Genomic DNA, 22,257 nt, shown 5'->3' on the forward strand with positions numbered 1-22,257 from the left:
TACGCTCGTTCAGCACTTGTGTATATATTACAGAAGCGGCCCGCCATCATGGCGGGCCGCTTCCTATTTTAATACATGATTAGAAGAGAGATTAATAGTATTCTGTGACCGAAGGACGGCTAGAGATAATTCCCTCGCTATCCAGCTTCTTCTTCAGATAAGATTTGTCCGAAGTGATCAACAGACTCATGACTGCATCCACAACGAATAAAAAGGTAATGTGGTTCGACATCATGGCGCTGTTGTTGACGGACATCTTGTCCGGTACGATGATGTTCATCTCGGCTGCTTCCGTGATGGGAGATGAGTCATAACAGGTAATCGCCACCGTCTTCGCCTGATTCATCTGGGCCGTTGACACCGCAGCAATAATCTCCTGCGTTGCCCCCGAACGGGAAAAGGCAATCACCACGTCCTCCGGCGTAGCCTGCGACGCAGCAATCTTCATCGCGCGGCTGTCACTGCTCGCCTCGGCACTGATTCCGATCAAGGACAGGCGGTTCTTAAGAGCCATAGCCGACAGGAAGGAATCGAAGATGCCGAAGATATGGATGCGTCTGGCCTGCTTGAGCGCTTCCGCTACATAACGCAGCGCATCCTCGGTGATCATCGCGGAGGTATTAATTACAAGCTCATTGTAATCAAGTGCCAGCCCGTCGATCGGGGTAATCTCCCGACGCTCCTTCTTCCGCGTTTGCATTTCCCGGTAGAAGGTATCCTGGGCGATGGCAATCTTGAAGTCGTTAAAGCCCTTGAAGCCAATCTTTTTGCAAAAACGGTTAATGCTAGTCTCCGAGACGCCAATCTCATTGGCCAGCGCCGTAATCGTATGTTGGGTAATAAATTCGGGTTGGTGAATGACGAACTGGGCAATCTGATTTTCACCATAAGTGAACTTCTTGTTCAGCGAAATAATTTTTGCAATTACCGCGGGTACTTGCGAAGCCATGACATGTCCTCCTGCTTGTGCGAATACCGATTCTTTCGAAAACGGTCTCGCGCAATAACGATTTACCTATTATAGCATACGGAGTCCATACTAGCTAAAATTTCCTTCCACTTTTTCACATTTTCTGCGAATTGCTCCATCTTGATTTCACCCGTTTGTATCAGGTACATATGGTCCAGTAAGCTCGGCAAATAGGGAAGTCCAAGCATTTGCTTGCAGAAGGCGTGCGCCGCAATTTCGCTGGTCTGCAAGACTGTTGCCTTCCTGCGGAACGGGCCGATTCTGAGGCACTCTACCGACTCCAGAAGCTCATTAGTAAATTGTCCGCTGCGATACTCCAGCCAGTGATAGTATTCATGAGCCAAATGAATGTCCACAATTCTATCAAAGGTAACCGGACCGAGGGCACCTCTTGTCTCAGCCGCAGTCTGCAATTGACGCAGCGACTCACGATACACCGTAATATGCGGCACTTTCCCGCTCCAATCCAATTGAGCCCGCAGCGCCACCTTCATTGTCCCCGCTCCCGCAGACTCAGCCAGCCTGAACTCAATACCCGCTTCCTCCAGAAGCACGCGGATATCCTGACCCTGAAGCGGCAGGGCAGCACGTCTCCCCGCCCCCAAGGACTGTTCAAGATAATAGCCATATCTGCCGGAGTCCAGCTTATGGAATACCGGGTCCCGCTCCAATTCGGCCAAAGCCAATATGTCATCATCAAGCCCCAAAGCGCAAAGATCGAACGCCTGCACCTCATTTTGCCCGCCCGCCATCTCTACATCACCTCTCCTTGCTTAACCTTTACCCTTAGCCCGTTTACTGATAAGCTACCGCCAGCCACGCTTCCTCTTCACTCAGCATCTCCGTCTCCATGTCCACAATCGATAGCAATTGTTCCTTGGTCTGCATGCCCGTCAGATCCAGCATTTTCTCACGGAAGAACAAGAAGACCTTCGGAATCGTCGCGTTGGCGTCTGAATATATCGTATGCTCATCAAGAAAACCAACAAACCCCTCATCCCGCTGCTTCTTGCTGAATTCCCCGTAATGTACCCCGGCCTGCTTAAAGCGAACAACGCCTTCCCTGTCCACCACACTGACCGAAGTCCGCTTCTTCTTGATCAAGCCAAAGAACGCTTTACGTACCTCTTCACTGACGAACAAATGCCAACGACCCGTTTGAGCCGCCAGGAACATAGCATCTACCGCGGCATCTACAGAGCTTGCAGCGATGGCACGCATCTCCGCTTCCGTCATAGCGGCTTGCCCTAAATCCTTGGACCGAAGTTCCGTTGATCCGGTAGCGATAGCACGCAGGATGTTCTTCTGATTATCAATTTCAATCGTGACCTCTACCGTGTCCTCACTTGCTCCGGACTGAACAATCTTCTCCATAATATCACTGCGAATCCGCTTGATATCTGCCTCGGTAGGATTGATGACCGTGCGTTCGATCTGCTCCTTTACCATGGCCAGTGCCACGCCAATTGTTGAAATATACGGTGCATTCTTGGCGATCTGCCACTTCATGTTCTCCTTCTCCGCCATGGCCGGAATCAAGACAGCCCCGCTGCCACCCCCGCCAACCAAAGTGACGAAAGAGCGATCCAGTTCATAATCTGCGATCATCTCATTCACAGTCTTCATCGTTTTCTCGATGGCGAGATCCAGAGCCTGCCGCGCCGCCGCCTCACCGGAAATGCCAAGGTGTACCCCGAGCGCATCCCAGGCCAAGCGGGCACTTTCTTTCCCGGCATAAGCATAGTCCCCCTCAGGAACGTAGCCAAGCAGATTGGCCGCTCCCGCCAAAGTCAGCGAGAACTCTTCGCCGGAACCACCTCGAATGATGGCATATTCCTGGGCGTCTCCTTCACGCGGGCTGATAAATACAACGGCAGCGTCTTGCAGCCCAGCCGGGGAAGCAAAGCACTCATAGGCCTTCCCGGCAATATGGGCGCTTCGTGGACCTACATCGGTAATTCGGCCGCCCGCGACGCGAATCATACTGCCGCCCGCAATCCCCAGAGTACGGACATCCAGCGACTGCAGGTAAGTACGGTGTCCACCGACCTGCGCATTTTGAATCATGACTTTCCCGTTCTTGATGACGGAAATATCTACGCTGGTGCCGCCAACCTCAAAGAAAATACCATCGGATATTTTCTCGTACATCAACGCTCCTGCAACGCCTGCCGCAAGTCCGGAGAGCATCGTCAGAATAGGGCGCTTCCGCACCTCCTCAATGCTCATCACCCCGCCATCACAACGCATGATCATTAATTGAGAAGTGATGTTGGCATTAATGACGGATTTCTCGGTCATATTGGCGGTTTCCATCATTTTCGGAATCAAGCTGGCATTAATAACTGCCGTTCTTGTTCTTGTACGCAGACCATATAATTGCGATATTTCATGCCCGCCTGTTGCAAACACATTGCGTCTCGCCGCCGTCTGGGCGATAGCCAGCTCATTAGCCGGGTCATCCACACTATAGGCTTCCGATGCCACAATGACTTCCGCCCCTTGGCTCAGCAATTCGTCCAGAGCTTGCTCCACCGCTTCATCCTTCAGATGCTTGGAATCCAGATACGTATGGTAGCTGTGTAGATACTTGCCCGGCGCCAGCTCAATTTGCCCCGGATTGGATTCACTACGCGCACTGAGGCCGTCAATGCCTGCCCCCATGCCGAGGATGCCCACCTTCGCCACATCCCCCTCCAAAAGTGCATTCGTTGCCTGCGTGGTTCCGTGAGCGATAAAGGCCACATCCTCCGGAGCGATACCCTTGCTTTGCAGAATCGTCTGCAAGATCTGAACGATCCCCTTGGCCACACCATCTTCATCATGATGGGTGGTCGGAATTTTCATCTTTTCAATAATTTCGAATGTTTCATTGTCCAGCACGACCGCGTCTGTAAATGTTCCACCGACGTCGATGCCCACCCTTACTTTTCTACCCATTTCATTGCTCCCTCCTATCTCTCTATAAGCTTGGCGACTTGTTTACCATGCTGCCCAAAGTGCTCTCGCACCGTTAAAAAACAACAAACGCACCCCAGATCATTGAAATCAGTACAGCCGTCACCATCCAAGGCAATGTCCGCTTCAGAATGTCATTGATATCACTCTTGGTGAAGTCAGCTACCCAAACGTTATGGGAGTTGGTAGGGTCGGATACCGCCTGCACATTACTGACTACCCGAAGTGCCAGCATGGCTGCAATTGGAGTCATACCTGCGCCAACAAATAAGGCTGCGATGCCGCTCCCAAGTCCCCATACGTTCAACGGACCACGGTAAATAGCCAGCGGTGACAAGATCGTAAAGAACAGGATGTACATGAGTGGGCTTCCCGGCAGTACCGCCTCAATCAACGGCGAAATAATAGCCGTCACCTGTGGTGCCATAACGGCATTTACCAGAATACCGATGCCGATCATCAATCCCAAAGCCCCGGCTACATCCTGAATACCTTCGACCAGCGAACTGGACAGCACGTGCACAGGACGCTTCGGCCAGGACAATAACAACGTAGCCACCGCGCCGATAATAACAGCAGGCACGATATCCATTTTAAATACGAACACCATAATTACAGGTACCACTGGACTGATCAGCGCGATCGTAGGTACCTTGCGACCATCGGAAGACGGTGAGTTCGCCGGCATCGCCCATGCTTTGCGGCCCTTTCCATCCCGGCGGGCATAAAATACGATCATGATCATGCTAATCACAATCAGCGGCAGAGCTGCAATGAGCGTGTAATTAGCAATCGTAGCTACCGGCAATCCCATCACATCCACATAAACCGCCCAGTTCGAGACATTAAACAGGACACCCACGCCAACGGAGGTCAGTAATACAACTGAGGACAAGAATTGACTAATCCCGGCGGTCAGCATAATCGGAATAATAATGGTACCCACGAGGATAACCATTCCCAGGCCGCTTGCGGCGGAGAAGATCACCGAAGCGGTTACAAAGAACAGCAGCGCAATCAGAATCGGCTTATCCCCTGCCAGTTCGGCAGCCTTACGAATGATTGCTTTAGTTACGCCTACTTTGTTCAGAATTTGACCAAACCAGGCACCAAAGATCAAGCCTGCTATTGCGGTAGAGAGCCGCATGGACCCCTGAGCCAGGATCGTCCCGCTAATCGTAGCTGTATCAGGAGCACCTGAAGACCATGGTACGCCCGCAATCAGTGCAAACAATATCGCCATGCTTGGCAGCGCCAGGATGGTAGGCAGCTTCCGGGTCATCATTAACGCTGCAAACAGAATAAATACGAGTAATATACCAATCGCCTGTATCCACATTATCGAACTCATCGTTCAAATCTCCTTTTAATGTTCAAATTGGAGTTCTCCTCCAGCCTCTTATACCTCCAGATAAGCTCCCTGCTCCTTCAATACTTGCTGCACCTTGGCGACGTCCACCTCCTGAACGTTCAAGTCATGCAAAGCGGCCTGCGCAGCAGCAACCCCGCCCGCATGTCCAATGGCCCCGGTGGTCGGCGTCGTTCTCACCGCAGCCTGGGCTTCAAAGGTAGCCGACAGACAACGTCCAATTACGATGACGTTATGAAGAGACGGCGTCACAAGACAGCGGTACGGAATGCTGTACATCCCGCCCCATTCCAGCTTCTCGTGCTTCGTCCCTTCCCCGTCAGGGTTATGGATATCAATGGGATATCCCGAATGGGCAATCGTATCCTCAAATGGAGTCTGGGAGAGGATATCAGCCGCAGTCAGCGTGTATAGGCCAACGATTTGACGGGAACCTCGCACACCGATCGAAGGGCCGGTTGATTCTACGATAGCGTTTTCAAAACCCGGTATATACTTCTTAACAAATAACTCCAATTCTCTGCACTGCTTCCGTCCCACGGTCTCCGCGCGGCTTAGGCTCCAGGCATCTGTTCCGTCATGTCCGAGAATGCGCGTTGTATTCAGAATCACCTCGCCGGGGGTATTGGTCTCGAAGAAGAGAATATCCTCGCGCGGAATGGAGATTTCGCCTCGCTCCTTGGCTTGCTTGAACAGGCTGACGAAGCCAGCGGTTGACAATCTTGGAGCATCCTCAATAATGGAAGTATCCCCTTTGTATAACGGGAAATCTTCCGGGTGGGCATGGATATAGGCCTTTACCTTAGCGATATCCACATTGATCATCTTCATTTTCAACGTCATCGGCTGCATGGCTCCATCGCTTTCCCGCCCCTTGGTGAAGGCTGCACCTGCACGGACGGACAGATCTCCGTCGCCGGTCGCATCAATAAAGACTTTGGCTGCGAGCTTGCTTAAGCCAGACTTGTTGCATACGGTAATCTCTGTGATTCGCTGGTCTTCAGTATGCACCTCGGCCAGCATAGTGTGATACAGAATTTGTCCCCCATTTTCCAGAATCATTGATTCCAGTTCCACCTTAAGCGCTTCAGCATCAAACGGGGTGACCGAATACGTGAATCCTACGGTGTCGAAAATATGTCCTGGTGATTTCCCTATTCTCTTCAATCTCTCGATCAGTTCGTTGGTCAAGCCTTGAATTGCCAGCTTCTCTCCAGCGTGAAAGGTCATCATGGGACCTACGCCGTTAGCGGTCAGAGTCCCTCCCAAATAGCCCTGAGATTCTACGATCAGTGTCTTTGCTCCCGACTTGGCGGCTGCTACAGCAGCCATGACGCCGGAAATGCCGCCTCCTACCACAATGACGTCCAATGCTTCCATCCGTTTTACTCCTCCTTATTTGCGGTTTGGCTGTTTCATGTGTACTAAATTAACAGATCAAATTCGCTTTGTAAATGATTATGTTTATTTTTTTCTTAATTTCCGTTAATTTAGAAAATTATTTTCTTTACTTATTGATCTCTAATTTTTATACTGTGTAATAGATTAATGTATGCGTTTTATTCCCACAAAATTTATACAGTCAAAGGAGTCGTAATTGATCATGGAGCAACTACTGGAGCAGTTAAAAGGGCAACTTATCGTATCCTGTCAGGCTTACGCAGGAGAGTCATTATACGGCAGTCATATTATGACCGCTATGGCGAATGCCGCCAAAGATGGCGGAGCCGCCGCTATTCGGGCCAATTCCCCGCAGGACGTCGCTGCTATCAAAGAAGGCTGCGGGCTGCCCATTATCGGGATTTGGAAGAAAAGCTATGCCGATTCGGAGGTATACATTACGCCCTGCCGATCTGACGTAGAGCTGCTCTTCGCCGCTGGTGCCGACATTGTAGCTGTAGATGCGACGGGACGGGTACGGCCTGGAGGTGAGACCTTGGAAGCACTGATAGCCGGTGTCAAACGGCAACCAGGACGTTTGCTGATGGCTGATGTGTCCACCCTGGAAGAAGGATTGGCAGCAGCAGAACTTGGTTTCGACCTCATCTCAACCACCCTGTCTGGATACACTCCTTACAGCACGCAAAGTAAGGACCCGGACTTCAAGCTGCTAGAGGAGCTGTCCAGCTCCGTAGAGGTTCCCGTGATTGCCGAAGGTCGAATCCGCACACCCGGGCAAGCAGCAGCGGCCCTCCAAGCCGGAGCATATGCTGTGGTGGTCGGCACTGTCATCACTCGTCCACATACAATCACTGGAGAATTTGCCCACGCTCTGCGCGCGGGAGCCAGCAAGATCGAGGAAGGTCGATGAGCCGCCAACGCTACGCTATCGCCATCGATCTAGGCGGCACCGGCATCAAATCAGCGCTGGTTGGCACAGATGGCAGCGTAGAACACTTTCACACCGTACCCACAGAAGCGGGACAAGGCCGGGAGGCCTTGCTGTCCAAGCTGTTCCGGCTTATTGCAGATCATCGCCGAACTGCTGAGCAAGAAGGCTGGCCGTTGCTAGGCATCGGTGTAGGAACCGCAGGAACGGTGGATTCGTTCGGAACCGTAGCCTACGCGACCGAGCATCTGCCCGGATGGACGGGGACCCCGCTCCGCAAGCTGCTGGAGCAAGAGTTCGGGCTGCCTTGCGTCGTTGTGAACGACGTGCACGCGATTGCGCTCGGTGAGCAATGGCAAGGCGCGGCCCAAGGCATGGCTAATTTAATCTGCGTTGCTCTCGGAACGGGAATCGGTGGTTGTATCATCCGAAATGGCGCCATATTTGCAGGAGACGACGGTTATGCCGGTGGCTTCGGGCACCACATCATCGCCATGGGCGGACTCCCTTGCAGTTGCGGCAATCGCGGCTGCTGGGAGAATTATGCTTCTGTGAGTGGACTGAAGCTACTGATGCGTGAGCAAGGGGCTCCGGGACTCTGGATTGAGAATCCGAGAGAACTGTTCGCCCAAGCCCGAGGCGGCGACTCGCTAGCAAAGGAGATCGTAGCTCTGTATGGAGAGCGGATTGCCATAGGCCTGGCCAATTTGACACATACGCTTAATTCCCGCCATTTTCTGCTCGCCGGAGCGATTACTGGGCAAGGCGAGTTTCTGCTGGAAAACATTCGGGAGCCGTTACACCGGATGGTCATGCCTGTATATCAAGGCGATGGAATTCACCTCTACCCTGCTGGATTGGGTGAACAAGCCGGGGTTATGGGCGCTGCATCCATCGTTCCTGGAATGCGAGAGTGAATATTCTCCATATATTGGATTTATTAAAAACTCCTTTTTTTGCAAATAATCAGCATATATTTCCAATCTGGTCTCTGCTGAAAGGAGCCTATTTATGCCCACATGGGTGGAAGTCATTCTGCGTACGCTGGTAGCCGCGGTGGTGCTGTTCATCATCACCCGTTTGCTCGGCAAAAGGCAAATCTCCCAGCTTAGCTTCTTTGAATACACAACCGGCATCACCATAGGCAGTCTTGCTGCCTACATCTCACTGGATGTGGATGTCAAGTGGTACATTGGGCTGGTGGCGGTAGGCGTCTGGTTTCTCATTTCCATTGGCGTAGAATATGTGCAACTTAAGAGCAAACGATTTCGAAGCTGGATTGACAGCACAAGTACCGTGTTGATCAAGGACGGAAAGATTTTGGAGGGTAATCTAAAAAAAGAGCGACTCACCAATGAGGAACTGCTGGAGCAACTAAGAAAGAAGAGTATCTTCAAGACAGCCGAGGTAGAATTTGCTGTGATGGAGCCCGATGGGCAAATCAACGCCTTATTGAAAACAGAACACCAGCCACTCACCCCCGCGCAGCTTGGACTTGAGGTTGCCCCGGAGTCTGAGCCGCAGACCATTATTCTCGATGGTATCATCATGAACGAGCCACTAGCCAATCTAGGGCTTAGCCATCGCTGGTTGCATAACGAACTCAACAAGCTGGGCGTGACGCTCAAGCAGGTCAACCTAGGCCAAGTTGACGCTTATGGCCAATTTTACGTCGACTTGTACGATGACCGAATCCATATTCCCCAATCGCAGGAGCAAGCCGTTCTGTTAGCTCAACTCAAGAAATGCGAAAAGGTGCTGCAATCACTGGCCCACTCAGCCGCCGATGATAAGACCAAGCAGCTCTACGGGAATTGCTCATCCACGCTGGAACAAGTGATTGATCAGATGAAGGGATTGGCCAAGCGAATGCCTCAGCATTAAAGTTAAACCCGATTACCCTTAGATGGAGGAATCAAAAAGGGCTGGCCTTCGGCGAATTTTGCGCCAAGGCTAGCCCTATGTTCATTTTAAAGTAATGTTTGGCCGAATTAGTCGATGATTTCAGCCGTATCGCCCGTTTTGGCACCCGAAGCATTCGCTTCATCTGTATCAATGTGCATATCCAAGGCAAAGTTGTCCGACACGCGAGCAACGACATTTTCCAATACGAGACCACGTTCTCCGCCCAAACGAACTTTCAACATTTGCTTGTCCTTAATGCCCCATTTCTCGGCATCCGAGGTATGGAAATGAATGTGGCGTGCTGCGACGATGACGCCTTCCTTCAATTCGATTTCACCCGCTGGACCTTTAACCGTAATTCCAGGTGTTCCATCAATGTTCCCGGATTCACGAACCGGAGCTTTCACACCGATGGCGAAGGAATCTGTACGGGAAATTTCCAATTGGGACGCTGGACGAGCTGGGCCCAAAATGCGAACCTTATCGAACTGCCCTTTTGTTCCGATGACGGCTACTTGCTCATTGGCAGCAAATTGGCCAGGTTGCGACAAAGGCTTGAATTCAGTAAGCTGATATCCTTGTCCAAACAAAATTTCGATATGCTCCTGGGTCAGATGGATATGACGTGCAGATACGCCGACAGGTACATTTTTGCTCATGTCTACTAACACTCCTCGTATTTTCTCTATATCGTTAACAATTGACATCGTCCTTCATTATACACCTATTGCCGCAAAAAAGGAAAAGACGTCCATGAGAAATGGACGCCTTTTTGACTGATTATCTGAATTCTGCTACAAGATTGTCAAACTCCTCTTCAGGCAAAGCCAAGGATTGATGAGCAAGCGGCTCCTTCTTAAAGCCATGTACCAAATCCTCGTAGCTCTTTCTCTGCTTATTCTGATAGATCAGGCCGGTAATCATGCTCCCCGTCTCCATCAGCTTCGTCATTGCCAACGTACGGTTGCTGGCATCATAATCCGGAATTGTATCCAGATTAACGATGTTCTCCTTGAACCAATCATAGGTGTTCACCTTGTTGAACGTCACACATGGACTAAATACGTTGATCAAGGAGAAGCCCTCATGTTGAATCCCTTGTTCAATTAATGAGGTTAATTGCTTAATGTCGCTGGAGAACGACTGAGCTACAAATGTTGCACCCGAAGCCAACGCAATTTCCAGCGGTGACAACGTCGATTCTATCGAGCCTTCCGGCGTGCTCTTGGTCTTAAACCCCTCTCCACTGCGCGGAGAAGTTTGCCCTTTGGTTAATCCATAGATCTGATTATCCATCACGATATAAGTGATGTTAATATTACGGCGTATAGCATGGATAGTATGCCCCATCCCAATGGCAAAGCCATCTCCATCGCCCCCGGAGGCAATGACGGTCAGGTCCCGGTTAGCCAGCTTCACCCCTTGAGCAATGGGAAGCGCACGTCCATGGATACCATGCAGACCGTAAGCATTAATATAACCGGATATTCGGCCGGAACAACCAATCCCGGAAATGACGGCTAAATTTGTTGGCTCCAGGCCAACATTTGCCGCTCCCCGCTGGATAGCAGCCTGGATGGAGAAATCGCCGCAGCCTGGGCACCAGTTCGGTTTTACATTATTGCGGAACTCTTTAAAGGTTGCCATTTCTCACCAACTCCTCCTGCGTTTTGGCTTGATCCGAGACGGCCTTCAGGCACTCTTCATAAACTTCCGAAGGAAGGAAAGGATTCCCATCATACTTAAGGATATTAACTAATTTATCATGATACCCAACATTCTGCTTAATCAGATTGGCCAACTGGCCGGTGGCGTTATTCTCCAGAATCGCTACCTTCTTCGCCTTGACGATTTGCGGTAGCACCTGCTCTGTCGGGAACGGATGCATCAGCCGTACCGTCATGTGGTTCGTATTGACTCCAGCCTCAGCCAAACGCAAACGCGCTTGATCGATGGTCCCTCCTGTTGAGCCCATACCGATAATGAGCAAATCTGGCTCGCTATGAGGGGCCTGCAAATGAATAGGATCATTCACTTCCAGTTGAGCCAACTTCCGCAAGCGTTTATCCATCATCTTCTTCCGGTTGATCGGACTTTCCGACGGACGTCCCGACTCATCATGCTCTACCCCGGTAACATGATGAATACCATTCTTCTCACCTGGCAAGACTCGCGGTGATATGCCGTTTTCAGTAAATGCATAACGGTTGAATATAGTGGAATCGTCGCGGTCCGGAATATCCTTTACCAGATAACCCCGATCGATAGTCACTTGATTGTAATCCAGCGGTTCACAGGATTGCTTACCAAGGGACAATTGCAGGTCCGTAGCCACAATGACTGGTACCTGATATTTATCTGCCAGGTTAAATGCCTGCACCGTATCGTAGAAGCATTCCTCAATAGAACTTGGCGCAATGACGATTTTCGGAATTTCCCCGTGAGTCCCGTAGATCAGTGCATTGATATCACTTTGCTCCTGCTTGGTTGGAAGACCTGTACTCGGTCCGCCACGTTGCGTATCCACAATGACAACCGGAGTCTCCGTCATACCAGCCAGACCAATGGCCTCCATCATCAGAGATAGACCAGGGCCAGCCGAGGCGGTCATGGTTCTCACACCTGCATAGCTGGAGCCGATTGCCATCGTGATGGCCGCAATCTCATCTTCCGTCTGTACCACAGTTCCGCCGTATTTAGGCAGCTTCTTAATCAGGTATTCCATAATTTCCGAAGCTGGCGTAATAGGATAAGCACTCATAATTCGGCAGCCTGCCGCAACGGCCCCCAAGCCAATCGCGTCATTTCCGATCATGAACAACTTCTGCTTGCCGTCCGCAGGCCCAAGCCGGAATTCCTCCAGTGGCCCTCCTGCCAACTCAAGCACATATTCTGCACCTTGCTTTACCGCTTCAATATTTTTATCCACGATAGCTTGACCTTTGCGGCCGAACTCTTCTTCCACGGCTTGATTGAACACTTCCAGTGGAAGTCCGAGCAAAGCCCAAGAGGCTCCAGAAGCAACCATGTTCTTCATTAATGATGTACCCAGTTCTTCAGCTAGTTGCGTAATTGGAACCGGGAACAAGCGGGCCTTCTGGCCTTCCGGAACCGTCGGGTTGAACTTGGCGTCAGCCACAATCACCCCACCACTACGAAGCTCGTGCGCATTCAAATCGATACTTTCCTGGTCAAAAGCGACTAAGATGTCCAAATCGTCGGAAATCGCACGAATCGGCTGAGTACTGATCCGTATTTTATTGTTGGTATGCCCCCCTTTGATCCGAGAGGAGAAATGCCGATATCCATACAGATAGTACCCTAACCGGTTTAAGGCTGTCGAGAAAATACGATCCGTACTTTCAACTCCTTCACCTTGCTGACCACCGATCTTCCAAGACAATTGATTAATCAAGATCGCCCACCCCTTTAATCGTATCGCAATGGAAAAATATAATATAAACATGAACATTTGCGAACATTGTGTTTCGGATTCATGTCAATTTTATGTCGCATCTACGTAAAAAGCAAGCGTTTTCGCGCCTTTTTTCATATAGTAGTTTTCGATCATTCCTATCTCGTAATTGGATCAATTAAAGCGCTTTCTTTCGTAAGGGTAGCCAATCGCATAGGAATGCGGCTGCATGGCCGGACAACCACCCGCGAACAAGCCCCTCCGGATAATGCTTTAGCAGCATTTCCTGGAATTTGGCATAATCGCCTGCATGCCTTAAATGCCTAAGATGTGACTCAATCCCATCAAAATCTGAGCCAAACATGATATGATCAGCGCCGCCGAGTGCGCATACATGTTCAATATGAGGTAGAAGATCCTCGCTTGATGGGTTTCTTCCCTTCTTCACAAACCATGGAACAAAGGTCAAGCCGATGCGCCCACCTAGACTGATTAAGGCTTCAATCTGATCATCCCGCAAGTTGCGGACATGATCACACACACTGAAGGCATTGGAATGCGAAGCTATAAATGGGCGACCCGCGGCGGCCGCCAGTTCTTGCAGCTCCCAAAATCCCCTCACCGACAAATGCGACACGTCGAGAATGATACCAAGCTCATGACACAATTTCACAAGATTTCTTCCTGCCGGTGTCAGCCCTCCATTTCTCGGCTCAAGAATACCATCAGCCGCCCAATTCGCGTAATTCCAGGTTAATCCTAGTATACGTACGCCCCGTTCATAGCTCTCACGTACATGATCAAGATTTCCCTCTAGGCCATCTGCTCCTTCAATCGATAATAATCCACCTATTCCCTGAGACTGTTCCAATTCTTCCAAATCTTCAACGAAGCCTATGGGACGTACTCCCAAGCGAACGATATGATGATAGAACAGGTCTATTTGTTCCTGGACGTATCCATAACGGGACGTACCTAGCTTTTCAGATAAATAAATAGCAAAACATTGCAGCCTAACGCCACCTTGCTTCATCCTTCGCAGGTTCACATCCAGCTTCCGGGAGCTGGCAAAATTCAACTTGGGGTTCAATTGCAGCTTGGATAAAGCATCACAGTGAAAATCACTTACCGTTAGCCTCATAGGACTTCCTCCTTCAAAACACGCGCTTATACCTTAGGTTATGAAAAATAAACACAAAAAAACCTGTTTACGGTTGTAAACAGGCAGTCTTTCTATTGAAATAATTATCTTGGTTCTACAATCAATTTAATGGCCGTACGATCCTCACCGTCAATGACGATATCCGTGAACGCCGGAATACAAATCAGGTCCACACCGCTTGGAGCAACAAATCCCCGGGCGATCGCTACAGCTTTAATGGCTTGGTTGAGAGCACCTGCCCCAATGGCTTGCAACTCAGCGTTGCCGCGTTCTCTAAGAACTCCAGCAAGCGCGCCAGCAACGGAATTGGGGTTGGATTTTGCTGAAACCTTTAATACTTCCATCGTTCGTACCTCCCTGGGAAATTGGTTGAATTCCACTACTTAGAAGATATTCGTGAGAACTCAAATAATTCCTCCTTTTTCCCGGGGTGTACTCCATGTCTCGGCTGCTTAGTCCATCAACCACTCGTCCTCTAACAGACGAATCTTTTGGATTTTTTGCGCTTTGCCTGTGGCCTCATCGATATCGACAATGACCGCATGGAAGTGCCATTTGCCTTCACAGACCTGGAAGCGAACCGGAAGCTGGGTCGTGAACTTGCGCAACACCGCTGTACGCTCCATGCCAAGAATGCCTTCACGTGAGCCTACCATACCTGTATCGGTCAAATAGGCCGTCCCTTGTGGAAGGATCGTGTCATCATTACTCTGCACATGAGTATGCGTACCCACTACCATAGAGGCTCTGCCATCCAGATGCCAGCCCATAGCGATTTTCTCCGAGGTCGCTTCGGCGTGGAAATCCACCAAAATGCATTTATGTTTCTTGGCCAATTGGGCCACGATTTCATCCGCTGCTCGAAAAGGATCATCGATCGCTGGCAAGAAGGTCCGGCCCATGAGATTGACAATCGCCAGCTCTTTACCGTTTCCTTTGACCACGGTAAATCCCAGGCCGGGCGTACCCGGAGGGAAGTTCGCCGGACGAACCATGCGAGGTTCATCGTCAATGAAATCAAAAATTTCTTTATTGTCCCAGGTATGATTGCCCATCGTTAAGCCATGAATGCCCTGCTCGAAGAACTCTTTGGCGATATTAGCGTTGATTCCCCGGCCTGCCGCCGCATTTTCCCCGTTGGCTACAATAATATGAGGATTATATTTGGACTTCAAATGGGGTAATGTTGCCTTAAGTGCCTTGCGTCCCGTATTTCCAACAATGTCTCCGATAAATAGAACTTTAATGATATTACCTCCTCCACTTACCAACCAGCCGCTTGAACGCAGCAGATCGCTTGGCCCTGCCGGGCAATGAAAAAGCGGCCCGCGAGGGGCCACTTCTTCAGCATAACCTTTACTTGGCGTATTCAACCGCCCGCGTCTCGCGGATCACGGTAACTTTGATATGACCTGGATAATCCAGTTCACTTTCAATGGTCTTCGTAATATCTCTGGCTAACCGGAACGCTTCTGCGTCATCAATCTTGTCCGGTTGTACCATTACGCGAACTTCACGGCCCGCCTGAATAGCAAACGACTTCTCGACACCTTCGAAAGACTCGGAAATTTCTTCGAGCTTCTCAAGACGGCGAATGTACGTTTCCAGCGTTTCACGACGTGCTCCTGGTCTGGCCGCCGACAATGCATCGGCTGCGCCAACCAGCATGGCAATGACGGATGTTGCTTCACAATCGCCGTGGTGCGAGGCAATACTGTTAATGACTACCGGATGCTCTTTGTATTTCTTAGCCAGCTCTACGCCGATTTCGACATGAGATCCTTCCACTTCATGATCCAGCGCTTTACCGATATCATGCAGCAAACCTGCGCGTTTGGCGAGTGTAATGTCTTCGCCAAGCTCCCCGGCCATTAAGCCTGCCAGGTAAGCAACCTCCATCGAGTGCTTCAATACATTTTGACCATAGCTTGTCCGGAACTTGAGACGTCCCAAAATTTTGATCAAATCAGGATGCAGTGCGTGCACGCCCACCTCGAAGGTAGCCTGCTCGCCGTATTCGCGAATACGTTCGTCCACTTCCCGACGCGATTTCTCGACCATCTCTTCGATTCTTGCCGGGTGAATTCGTCCGTCTGCGACCAATTTCTCCAATGCCGTACGAGCAATTTCGCGGCGAATCGGGTCAAAGCCTGACAGAATAACCGCTTCCGGCGTATCATCGATAATAAGATCAATCCCGGTAAGCGTCTCAAGAGCACGGATATTCCGGCCTTCCCGACCAATAATCCGGCCTTTCATTTCCTCGTTAGGCAGCGTTACAACAGACACCGTAGTCTCCGCAACATGATCGGCTGCGCAACGTTGAATAGCGAGCGTAATAATTTCGCGGGATTTCTTATCCGCTTCTTCTTTTGCCTGCTGTTCAATGTCCTTAATCATCTGTGCAGTCTCATGGCGAACTTCCTGCTCCACGTTGTTCAAGATGATCGTACGAGCATCTTCCATCGAGAGGTTGGAAATACGTTCAAGCTCCTGCACTTGATTTTTGTAAATCAAGTCAATCTGCTGTTGTGTCTCTTCAATGCGTTTCTCTTTGCTGACCACTTGTTCTTCTTTACGTTCTAGCGAATCCAATTTTTTATCCAGCGACTCTTCTTTTTGCAACAATCGTCTTTCTTGTCGTTGTATTTCATTCCGACGTTCACGAATGTCTTTATCAGCTTCGGCTCTTAGCTTATGGACTTCATCCTTAGCTTCCAGAACCGTTTCCTTTTTCAGTGCTTCTGCCTCTTTCTTGCCATTTTCTACGATTTGAATGGCAGCTTGCTCGGCACTGGAAATTTTAGCTTCTGCAAGAGACTTGCGAATAAAATATCCGATCACGAACCCAAAGAATAATGCGGCTGCAACGAGAATGCTCCAGGTTACAGAATTCATCTGTTCACCTCCCCGTTGTTTCCTCCAAGGCATTCCTTGGGATGTTTGCAGTTTTTAGTTACTTTCGTTTCTTAGTTCATCATCATTTAAAAACGTACATGACTTGCCCATTTAGTTCGGCGGTTTCATGTAGCAACGCACCGCTTAAGGCCGTGCCTTGCCTTCATGATTGAAGAACAGAATCCATCGCCACCCGTTATTTTGGAAGGAAAAAAGGGATGATGCGATATAGGTTCATATTTCATTTTATTATTTGACAAAAGATATTGTCAAGCCATGACAGGAGTTACCTCCCTTTTCCTATTCTTCTTCCCAATCGTCCAATCCATTCATATCGCTACGCCCGCTTAGCTCGCGCATCACCCGGGAGACAACACCACCGCTAAATCCTCGTCGTTGCAAGAATGCCCCTGTCTTCCGCTTCTTGTCAGACAGTTCCCCTGATAGGCTTCTCCATTTCTTGCTTCCTAGCTGCAAAGCACTGTCATATTCATCATCTTCGCTTAAACGGCCCAAGGCCTCCTCGATGTGAGGCTTAGAGACGCCCTTCTGGCGAAGTTCATGTCTTACCCATAACTTCCCCTTGCCACGGTTTCTCACTCGCTGGGAGACCCATTCCTGAGCGTATACAGCATCGTCGATATACCCTTCGCTCTGCAAACGTGCCAAAACATCCTCTATGGTGAGTTGCCCCCATCCCTTCTCCCCTAAACGTTGAGAAATTTCGTAGGCTGTTCTTGGCTTTAAGCTCAAATATTTGAGGGCATCGGCGTAGCTCTGCTGACGCTCGTCTGCAGCCACAATCTCCTCCAGCTCAGCCTTAGTAAATACCGTACCTTTGATCATCCGGTATTTAATCATCACATCTTCATGAACCTCCAGGCTGTAGCTACCAAACCGGATTTGATACCTATGCTTGGGGCGTTTCAGCATCAGTACAGAGGTAATGGTCAACTCCATGTCTTCCGGGAGAGCGTCCAACCCCTGAATATCCTCTTCAATCTCCTGAGGCCGCCCCTGGTCCGCTGATTTGGGGAGAGGTTGCCAAAAGGATTCGTCTGAGATATCAACGATTTCCCGTTCCTCTCTCGGTCCTCTGGCTTTGTCTGCCCTCTGCTGCCACGAGTTACCTTGATTCTTCATACCATTATCCAAACCAGCTACCTCCCTGACGACTAATTTCAATAAAAAACGCTCTGCCCTGGCAACAGCCAAGGATCAGAGCGCTCACTAGCGTCTACTCTAAAAGACTATTTATCTTCAAGAAGCGCTTGTTCTTCCTGCAGTTCGGCTTCCACATCTTCAGGGGAAGCCGGAGCTACCGAGGTGGTCAAGTTACTGGCCTGCCGAATCTTCTGTTCAATCACATCGGCAATATCTCCATGCTCCTTCAAATATTGCTTGGCATTCTCACGGCCTTGACCCAAACGCTCGCCAGCATAGGAATACCACGCTCCGCTCTTGTCCACAATATCCAGTTCTACCCCGATATCGATGATGCTGCCTTCCTTGGAGATACCTTCACCGTACATAATATCAATTTCTGCTTGTTTGAACGGTGGAGCCACCTTGTTCTTGACTACCTTAATTCTTGTACGGTTCCCAACCATATCGTTGCCCATCTTGATTGTCTCAATACGACGCACATCCAAACGTACCGTCGAATAGAACTTCAAGGCCCGGCCACCCGGCGTTGTCTCCGGATTACCAAACATCACGCCTACCTTCTCACGCAACTGGTTAATGAAGATCGCAATTGTCTTGGACTTGCTGATTGCCCCGGAAAGCTTCCGCAAAGCCTGCGACATCAAACGTGCTTGTAAACCCACATGAGAGTCACCCATTTCGCCCTCAATTTCAGCCTTAGGGACGAGAGCTGCTACGGAGTCGATGACGATGACATCCACCGCACCACTGCGCACAAGTGCTTCCGCAATTTCCAGCGCTTGTTCTCCCGTATCTGGCTGGGATAACAGCAATTCATCAATGTTAACGCCCAATTTGCTTGCATAGGACGGGTCAAGCGCATGCTCGGCATCAATAAAGGCAGCTTGTCCACCAATCTTCTGTACTTCTGCAATTGCATGTAACGCTACTGTCGTCTTACCAGACGATTCCGGTCCGTAGACCTCAATAATCCGTCCACGTGGAAGTCCACCTGTGCCAAGCGCAATATCAAGAGCAATTGAACCACTCGGAACGATCTCCACTTGCATATGTGTCGATTCGCCCAGCTTCATGATCGACCCCTTACCGAATTGCTTTTCTATCTGGCGAAGCGCCATCTCCAGCGCTGCTTTACGATCTGACAATCAGCTCACATCCTTATATAAAATACATGATTAATAACCGCTTATTTCATCTTTTCGTTTATAATTGTACCTTGTTTTGGTAGGTTTGCCAAGCACTTTTTTCGAACATATATTCGTATTTTTCACTCCCCCTTTCTTCATCAGCATTTGTAGTTTTATTTGCTTTTGTTGCCAGACGACAAAAAAAGAACCGCAGCACAACTGAGTCAGTTTGCCACGGTTCTTCCGTACCCTGATTATATGTGAGTATCCGTAATAACGTCAAGGGCCCTGCGTTCCTAGTCCTGAAGAGCACGCCAGAGGCGATATAATAGCGTCTTTGCCGAACGTATACGCACCGTATCACGGTTTCCTTTAATATTAAGCTCGAACACTGCCGTATCAGCATCTTGCCTAGCAATGGCCATATAGACAAGGCCAGCAGGCTTGCGCTCCGATTGCCCCGGACCAGCCACCCCTGTAATGGATAGACCGAAATCGGTGCCTGTTATGAGACGAACCTGCTCTGCCAGCACTTTAGCCGTTTCCGCACTCACTGCGCCGGGCGCATTTTCTCCCTCCAGCAACTCATGAGGAACGTTCAGCAATTTCTCCTTGAGCGCATTGGAATAGCAAACGATCCCACCTTGGAAGACAGCAGAGCTGCCTGGCAAGGCCGTGAACATCTCCATAAGCAGGCCACCGGTGCAGCTCTCCGCCGCACTCAAGCTCAAGCCACGCTCCTGCATAGTGTCTAGAATCACCTGCTCGATAGGCACATCAACGTTAGCATACAAATACTCTGGCAAGCGCGAAGCAATTTCTCGTTCTACCGCATCCAGCTTCAACATAGCCGCCCGTTCATCCAGTGCTTTGGTTGATATGCGAATCGTAACCTCGCCTTCCTTTGCATAAGGGGCCACCGTCGGATCGCTTTGCGCCTGAATTAAGTCAAGCAGCTTGGTCTCCAGAGCCGATTCACCAATCCCGGCAAATTTCAGCATCTTCGAGAAGATGGGCTGCTCTCCAGTTAATGCCCGCTCCAAAATCCAGGGCTTAGCTTGACGCTCAAACATCGGCTTCATTTCCTTCGGCGGACCGGGGAGCACAATGTAGAACTTGCCATCCTGTTCGATAGCATTCCCTACGGCCAGGCCTGTCTCATTAGGTAGCGGCGTCCCCCCTTCAATCGCGAGGGCTTGACGCCGGTTATTCTCCGTCATCGGAACACCACGTCCTTGAAAGAAACGGTCCACGTTCTCCATGGCTTCAGCATCCTCATATAAGGAACGCCCGAGCACACCCGCTAGTGCTTCTTTGGTCAGATCATCCTGAGTAGGTCCGATTCCTCCAGTAAATATTAATATATCCGCCCGGCCCGCTGCGGTCTCTACGGCATGAGCAAGCCGGGTCATATTATCGCCTACCACAGTTTGAAAGTACACATCAATACCTAGAGCGGCCAGTTCCTGAGACAGGTACTGCGCATTGGAATTGAGAATTTGGCCCAGCAGCAGTTCTGTGCCCACCGCAATAATTTCCGCTTTCATTTTTCAATAAGCCCCCTCTAATAGCTTCCGGCTTATGCCCGGATTACGCTTTGGAAAAAGAAAGCACGCTTTTGTTCTTCACAAAGTAGTCTATACCCGAATAGAGCGTAATAACAGCCGCCAGCCACATAGCAATGTCAGCAAACGGAATGGATAACCATTCAAACGGGAAGTTGTTCAACAACAAGGCGGAGATAGCAATAATCTGCGTCACTGTCTTCGCCTTCCCCCATTTGCTTGCCGCAATGACCGAGCCCGCCAGAAGCGCAACCTCACGCAGGCCGGTAACGGCAAATTCACGGCTGATAATGATGGCCGCAATCCAGGGATCGCATTTGCCCATGGCAACAAGTCCAATCAGTACCGTAGCTACCAGCAGCTTATCCGCTAACGGATCAAGCAGCTTGCCCAGATTGGTCACCAGATTATATTTACGGGCGATATAGCCATCGATACCATCGGTGCTGGCGGCTATAATGAACAAGATCGCAGCGATTAACTGATGTACCGGCAAGGAATAGCTGCCCAGAACAAGCTCGTAAGAGAGCCAGCCAACATCCACCAGCAGAAACACCAGCATTACTGGAATCATAAAAATACGTGTTAATGTAATACGATTGGGCAAATTCACAAAACGGCCTCCCCGGACAAATCATAATCATAAGCATGTGTCATCTGCACTCTAGTCAACTCGCCAATCGAATCCTTGCAAATTTTCACTTTTTCAGTCATCCGTCCTATCCTCCATCATATTTCTAACCCCATTCATCCCACTCTAGCAAGGATTTCAACAACCTATACAAGTATAATATTCCACCACATAGGCTGTCAAAAATATGAAAAGGGCCTCACACAGCCCGTCAGGGACTGCAAGAGACCATTCATAACGATTATTTAAAGTTGGTAAATTGCAAATCTACCGTCAAATCCGCTTTGCGCAACATTTGCATAACTTGCTGCAGATCATCCTTACTTTTGCCAGTTACGCGAATTTGATCGCCCTGGATTTGGCTCTTTACCTTCAGCTTGGAGTCGCGAATCAAGATGTTAATCTTCTTGGAATTCTCCTGATCGATACCTTGTTTCAAATTGATGCGCTGACGAACTGTGCCAAGAGAAGCCGGCTCTACCTTGCCATAGTCCAAGTTCTTGATCGGCAGTCCTCGCTTAATCATCTTCGATTGCAAAATATCGATGACGGCGCTCAGCTTGTAATCGTCATCCGAGACAACGACAAGCACATCTTTCTCCACCTTAAGTTCACTCTTGCTTCCCTTAAAATCAAAGCGGTTAGCAATTTCTCGTTCTGTCTGATCAATGGCGTTAGTTAATTCTTGCATATCCATTTTTGAGACAATATCAAAAGCACTTTCTGAAGCCATCATTCACACATCCTTTTCTAATCGCATC

Annotated in this window: 20 protein-coding genes; 3 read left to right on the forward strand and 17 right to left on the reverse strand. The window is 49.7% G+C overall.

The features are described from left to right. Positions 1 to 91 precede the first annotated feature (91 nt). From BN3279_RS20210 to BN3279_RS20230, 5 genes are all read right to left on the reverse strand, one after another. The gene (locus tag BN3279_RS20210) at positions 92 to 949 is read right to left on the reverse strand and encodes a MurR/RpiR family transcriptional regulator (RefSeq protein ID WP_059053392.1); all 858 of its coding nucleotides are present in this window, start codon (positions 947 to 949) and stop codon (positions 92 to 94) included. Between the two features lie 62 nt (positions 950 to 1,011). Further along, a complete protein-coding gene (locus tag BN3279_RS20215; protein ID WP_059053393.1) occupies positions 1,012 to 1,722 on the reverse strand; it encodes a hypothetical protein in 711 nt (236 codons plus the stop codon). A 43-nt stretch (positions 1,723 to 1,765) separates the two neighbouring features. Then, positions 1,766 to 3,910: a hydantoinase/oxoprolinase family protein gene (locus BN3279_RS20220; RefSeq protein WP_059053396.1), complete on the reverse strand. Its 2,145-nt coding sequence runs from the start codon at positions 3,908 to 3,910 to the stop codon at positions 1,766 to 1,768. A gap of 73 nt (positions 3,911 to 3,983) precedes the next feature. Beyond that, entirely contained in the window at positions 3,984 to 5,279 is a 1,296-nt protein-coding gene (locus BN3279_RS20225; RefSeq protein WP_082673151.1) for a transporter permease, read from the reverse strand. Between the two features lie 48 nt (positions 5,280 to 5,327). Then, positions 5,328 to 6,677, reverse strand: coding sequence for an FAD-dependent oxidoreductase (locus BN3279_RS20230; protein ID WP_059053398.1), 1,350 nt, complete (start codon positions 6,675 to 6,677; stop codon positions 5,328 to 5,330). 223 nt (positions 6,678 to 6,900) lie between these two features. Between BN3279_RS20230 and BN3279_RS20235 the strand changes: the two genes are divergently transcribed. The 3 genes from BN3279_RS20235 to BN3279_RS20245 all read left to right on the forward strand — a co-directional run bounded on the left by BN3279_RS20235 (position 6,901) and on the right by BN3279_RS20245 (position 9,510). Continuing rightward, positions 6,901 to 7,608, forward strand: coding sequence for an N-acetylmannosamine-6-phosphate 2-epimerase (locus tag BN3279_RS20235; protein ID WP_059053399.1), 708 nt, complete (start codon positions 6,901 to 6,903; stop codon positions 7,606 to 7,608). Continuing rightward, positions 7,605 to 8,543, forward strand: coding sequence for an ROK family protein (locus tag BN3279_RS20240; RefSeq protein ID WP_059053402.1), 939 nt, complete (start codon positions 7,605 to 7,607; stop codon positions 8,541 to 8,543). The genes BN3279_RS20235 and BN3279_RS20240 overlap by 4 nt, the downstream gene beginning before the upstream one ends. Before the next feature lie 94 nt (positions 8,544 to 8,637). Beyond that, positions 8,638 to 9,510: a DUF421 domain-containing protein gene (locus BN3279_RS20245; RefSeq protein WP_059053403.1), complete on the forward strand. Its 873-nt coding sequence runs from the start codon at positions 8,638 to 8,640 to the stop codon at positions 9,508 to 9,510. A gap of 107 nt (positions 9,511 to 9,617) precedes the next feature. Here the strand turns inward: BN3279_RS20245 and pduL are convergent, their stop codons facing one another. The 12 genes from pduL to BN3279_RS20305 all read right to left on the reverse strand — a co-directional run bounded on the left by pduL (position 9,618) and on the right by BN3279_RS20305 (position 22,229). Continuing rightward, complete coding sequence (pduL, locus tag BN3279_RS20250) at positions 9,618 to 10,190, reverse strand: phosphate propanoyltransferase (protein WP_059053405.1); 573 nt, start codon at positions 10,188 to 10,190, stop codon at positions 9,618 to 9,620. A 121-nt stretch (positions 10,191 to 10,311) separates the two neighbouring features. Next, positions 10,312 to 11,178 (reverse strand): 2-oxoacid:ferredoxin oxidoreductase subunit beta, encoded by an 867-nt coding sequence (locus tag BN3279_RS20255; protein ID WP_059053407.1) that lies wholly within the window; start codon positions 11,176 to 11,178, stop codon positions 10,312 to 10,314. Then, the gene (locus tag BN3279_RS20260; protein WP_059053409.1) at positions 11,165 to 12,946 is read right to left on the reverse strand and encodes a 2-oxoacid:acceptor oxidoreductase subunit alpha; all 1,782 of its coding nucleotides are present in this window, start codon (positions 12,944 to 12,946) and stop codon (positions 11,165 to 11,167) included. Before BN3279_RS20260 ends, BN3279_RS20255 begins: the two co-directional genes overlap by 14 nt. Positions 12,947 to 13,124: 178 nt before the next feature. Next, positions 13,125 to 14,087, reverse strand: a complete 963-nt coding sequence (locus tag BN3279_RS20265) for a dipeptidase (protein WP_059053411.1) — start codon at positions 14,085 to 14,087, stop codon at positions 13,125 to 13,127. 104 nt (positions 14,088 to 14,191) lie between these two features. Further along, the gene (locus tag BN3279_RS20270; protein WP_019005392.1) at positions 14,192 to 14,452 is read right to left on the reverse strand and encodes a stage V sporulation protein S; all 261 of its coding nucleotides are present in this window, start codon (positions 14,450 to 14,452) and stop codon (positions 14,192 to 14,194) included. A 108-nt stretch (positions 14,453 to 14,560) separates the two neighbouring features. Further along, complete coding sequence (locus BN3279_RS20275) at positions 14,561 to 15,355, reverse strand: TIGR00282 family metallophosphoesterase (RefSeq protein ID WP_059054599.1); 795 nt, start codon at positions 15,353 to 15,355, stop codon at positions 14,561 to 14,563. A 109-nt stretch (positions 15,356 to 15,464) separates the two neighbouring features. Continuing rightward, positions 15,465 to 17,006 carry a ribonuclease Y gene (gene rny / locus BN3279_RS20280; RefSeq protein WP_059053414.1) on the reverse strand — a complete coding sequence of 514 codons (1,542 nt, stop codon included), beginning with the start codon at positions 17,004 to 17,006 and terminating at the stop codon, positions 15,465 to 15,467. A gap of 300 nt (positions 17,007 to 17,306) precedes the next feature. Continuing rightward, positions 17,307 to 18,161 carry a regulatory protein RecX gene (locus tag BN3279_RS20285; RefSeq protein ID WP_232436896.1) on the reverse strand — a complete coding sequence of 285 codons (855 nt, stop codon included), beginning with the start codon at positions 18,159 to 18,161 and terminating at the stop codon, positions 17,307 to 17,309. Between the two features lie 95 nt (positions 18,162 to 18,256). Beyond that, entirely contained in the window at positions 18,257 to 19,318 is a 1,062-nt protein-coding gene (gene recA, locus BN3279_RS20290; RefSeq protein ID WP_059053416.1) for a recombinase RecA, read from the reverse strand. 278 nt (positions 19,319 to 19,596) lie between these two features. Next, positions 19,597 to 20,847 carry a competence/damage-inducible protein A gene (locus tag BN3279_RS20295; RefSeq protein WP_059053418.1) on the reverse strand — a complete coding sequence of 417 codons (1,251 nt, stop codon included), beginning with the start codon at positions 20,845 to 20,847 and terminating at the stop codon, positions 19,597 to 19,599. 43 nt (positions 20,848 to 20,890) lie between these two features. Beyond that, on the reverse strand, positions 20,891 to 21,478 hold the full coding sequence (pgsA, locus tag BN3279_RS20300; RefSeq protein WP_059053419.1) for a CDP-diacylglycerol--glycerol-3-phosphate 3-phosphatidyltransferase: 588 nt from the start codon (positions 21,476 to 21,478) through the stop codon (positions 20,891 to 20,893). Positions 21,479 to 21,737: 259 nt separating this feature from the next. After that, positions 21,738 to 22,229, reverse strand: coding sequence for a YajQ family cyclic di-GMP-binding protein (locus BN3279_RS20305; protein WP_059053421.1), 492 nt, complete (start codon positions 22,227 to 22,229; stop codon positions 21,738 to 21,740). Between the last annotated feature and the right edge of the window lie 28 nt (positions 22,230 to 22,257).

Source organism: Paenibacillus senegalimassiliensis, from assembly GCF_001486585.1.
Lineage (GTDB): Bacteria > Bacillota > Bacilli > Paenibacillales > Paenibacillaceae > Fontibacillus > Fontibacillus senegalimassiliensis.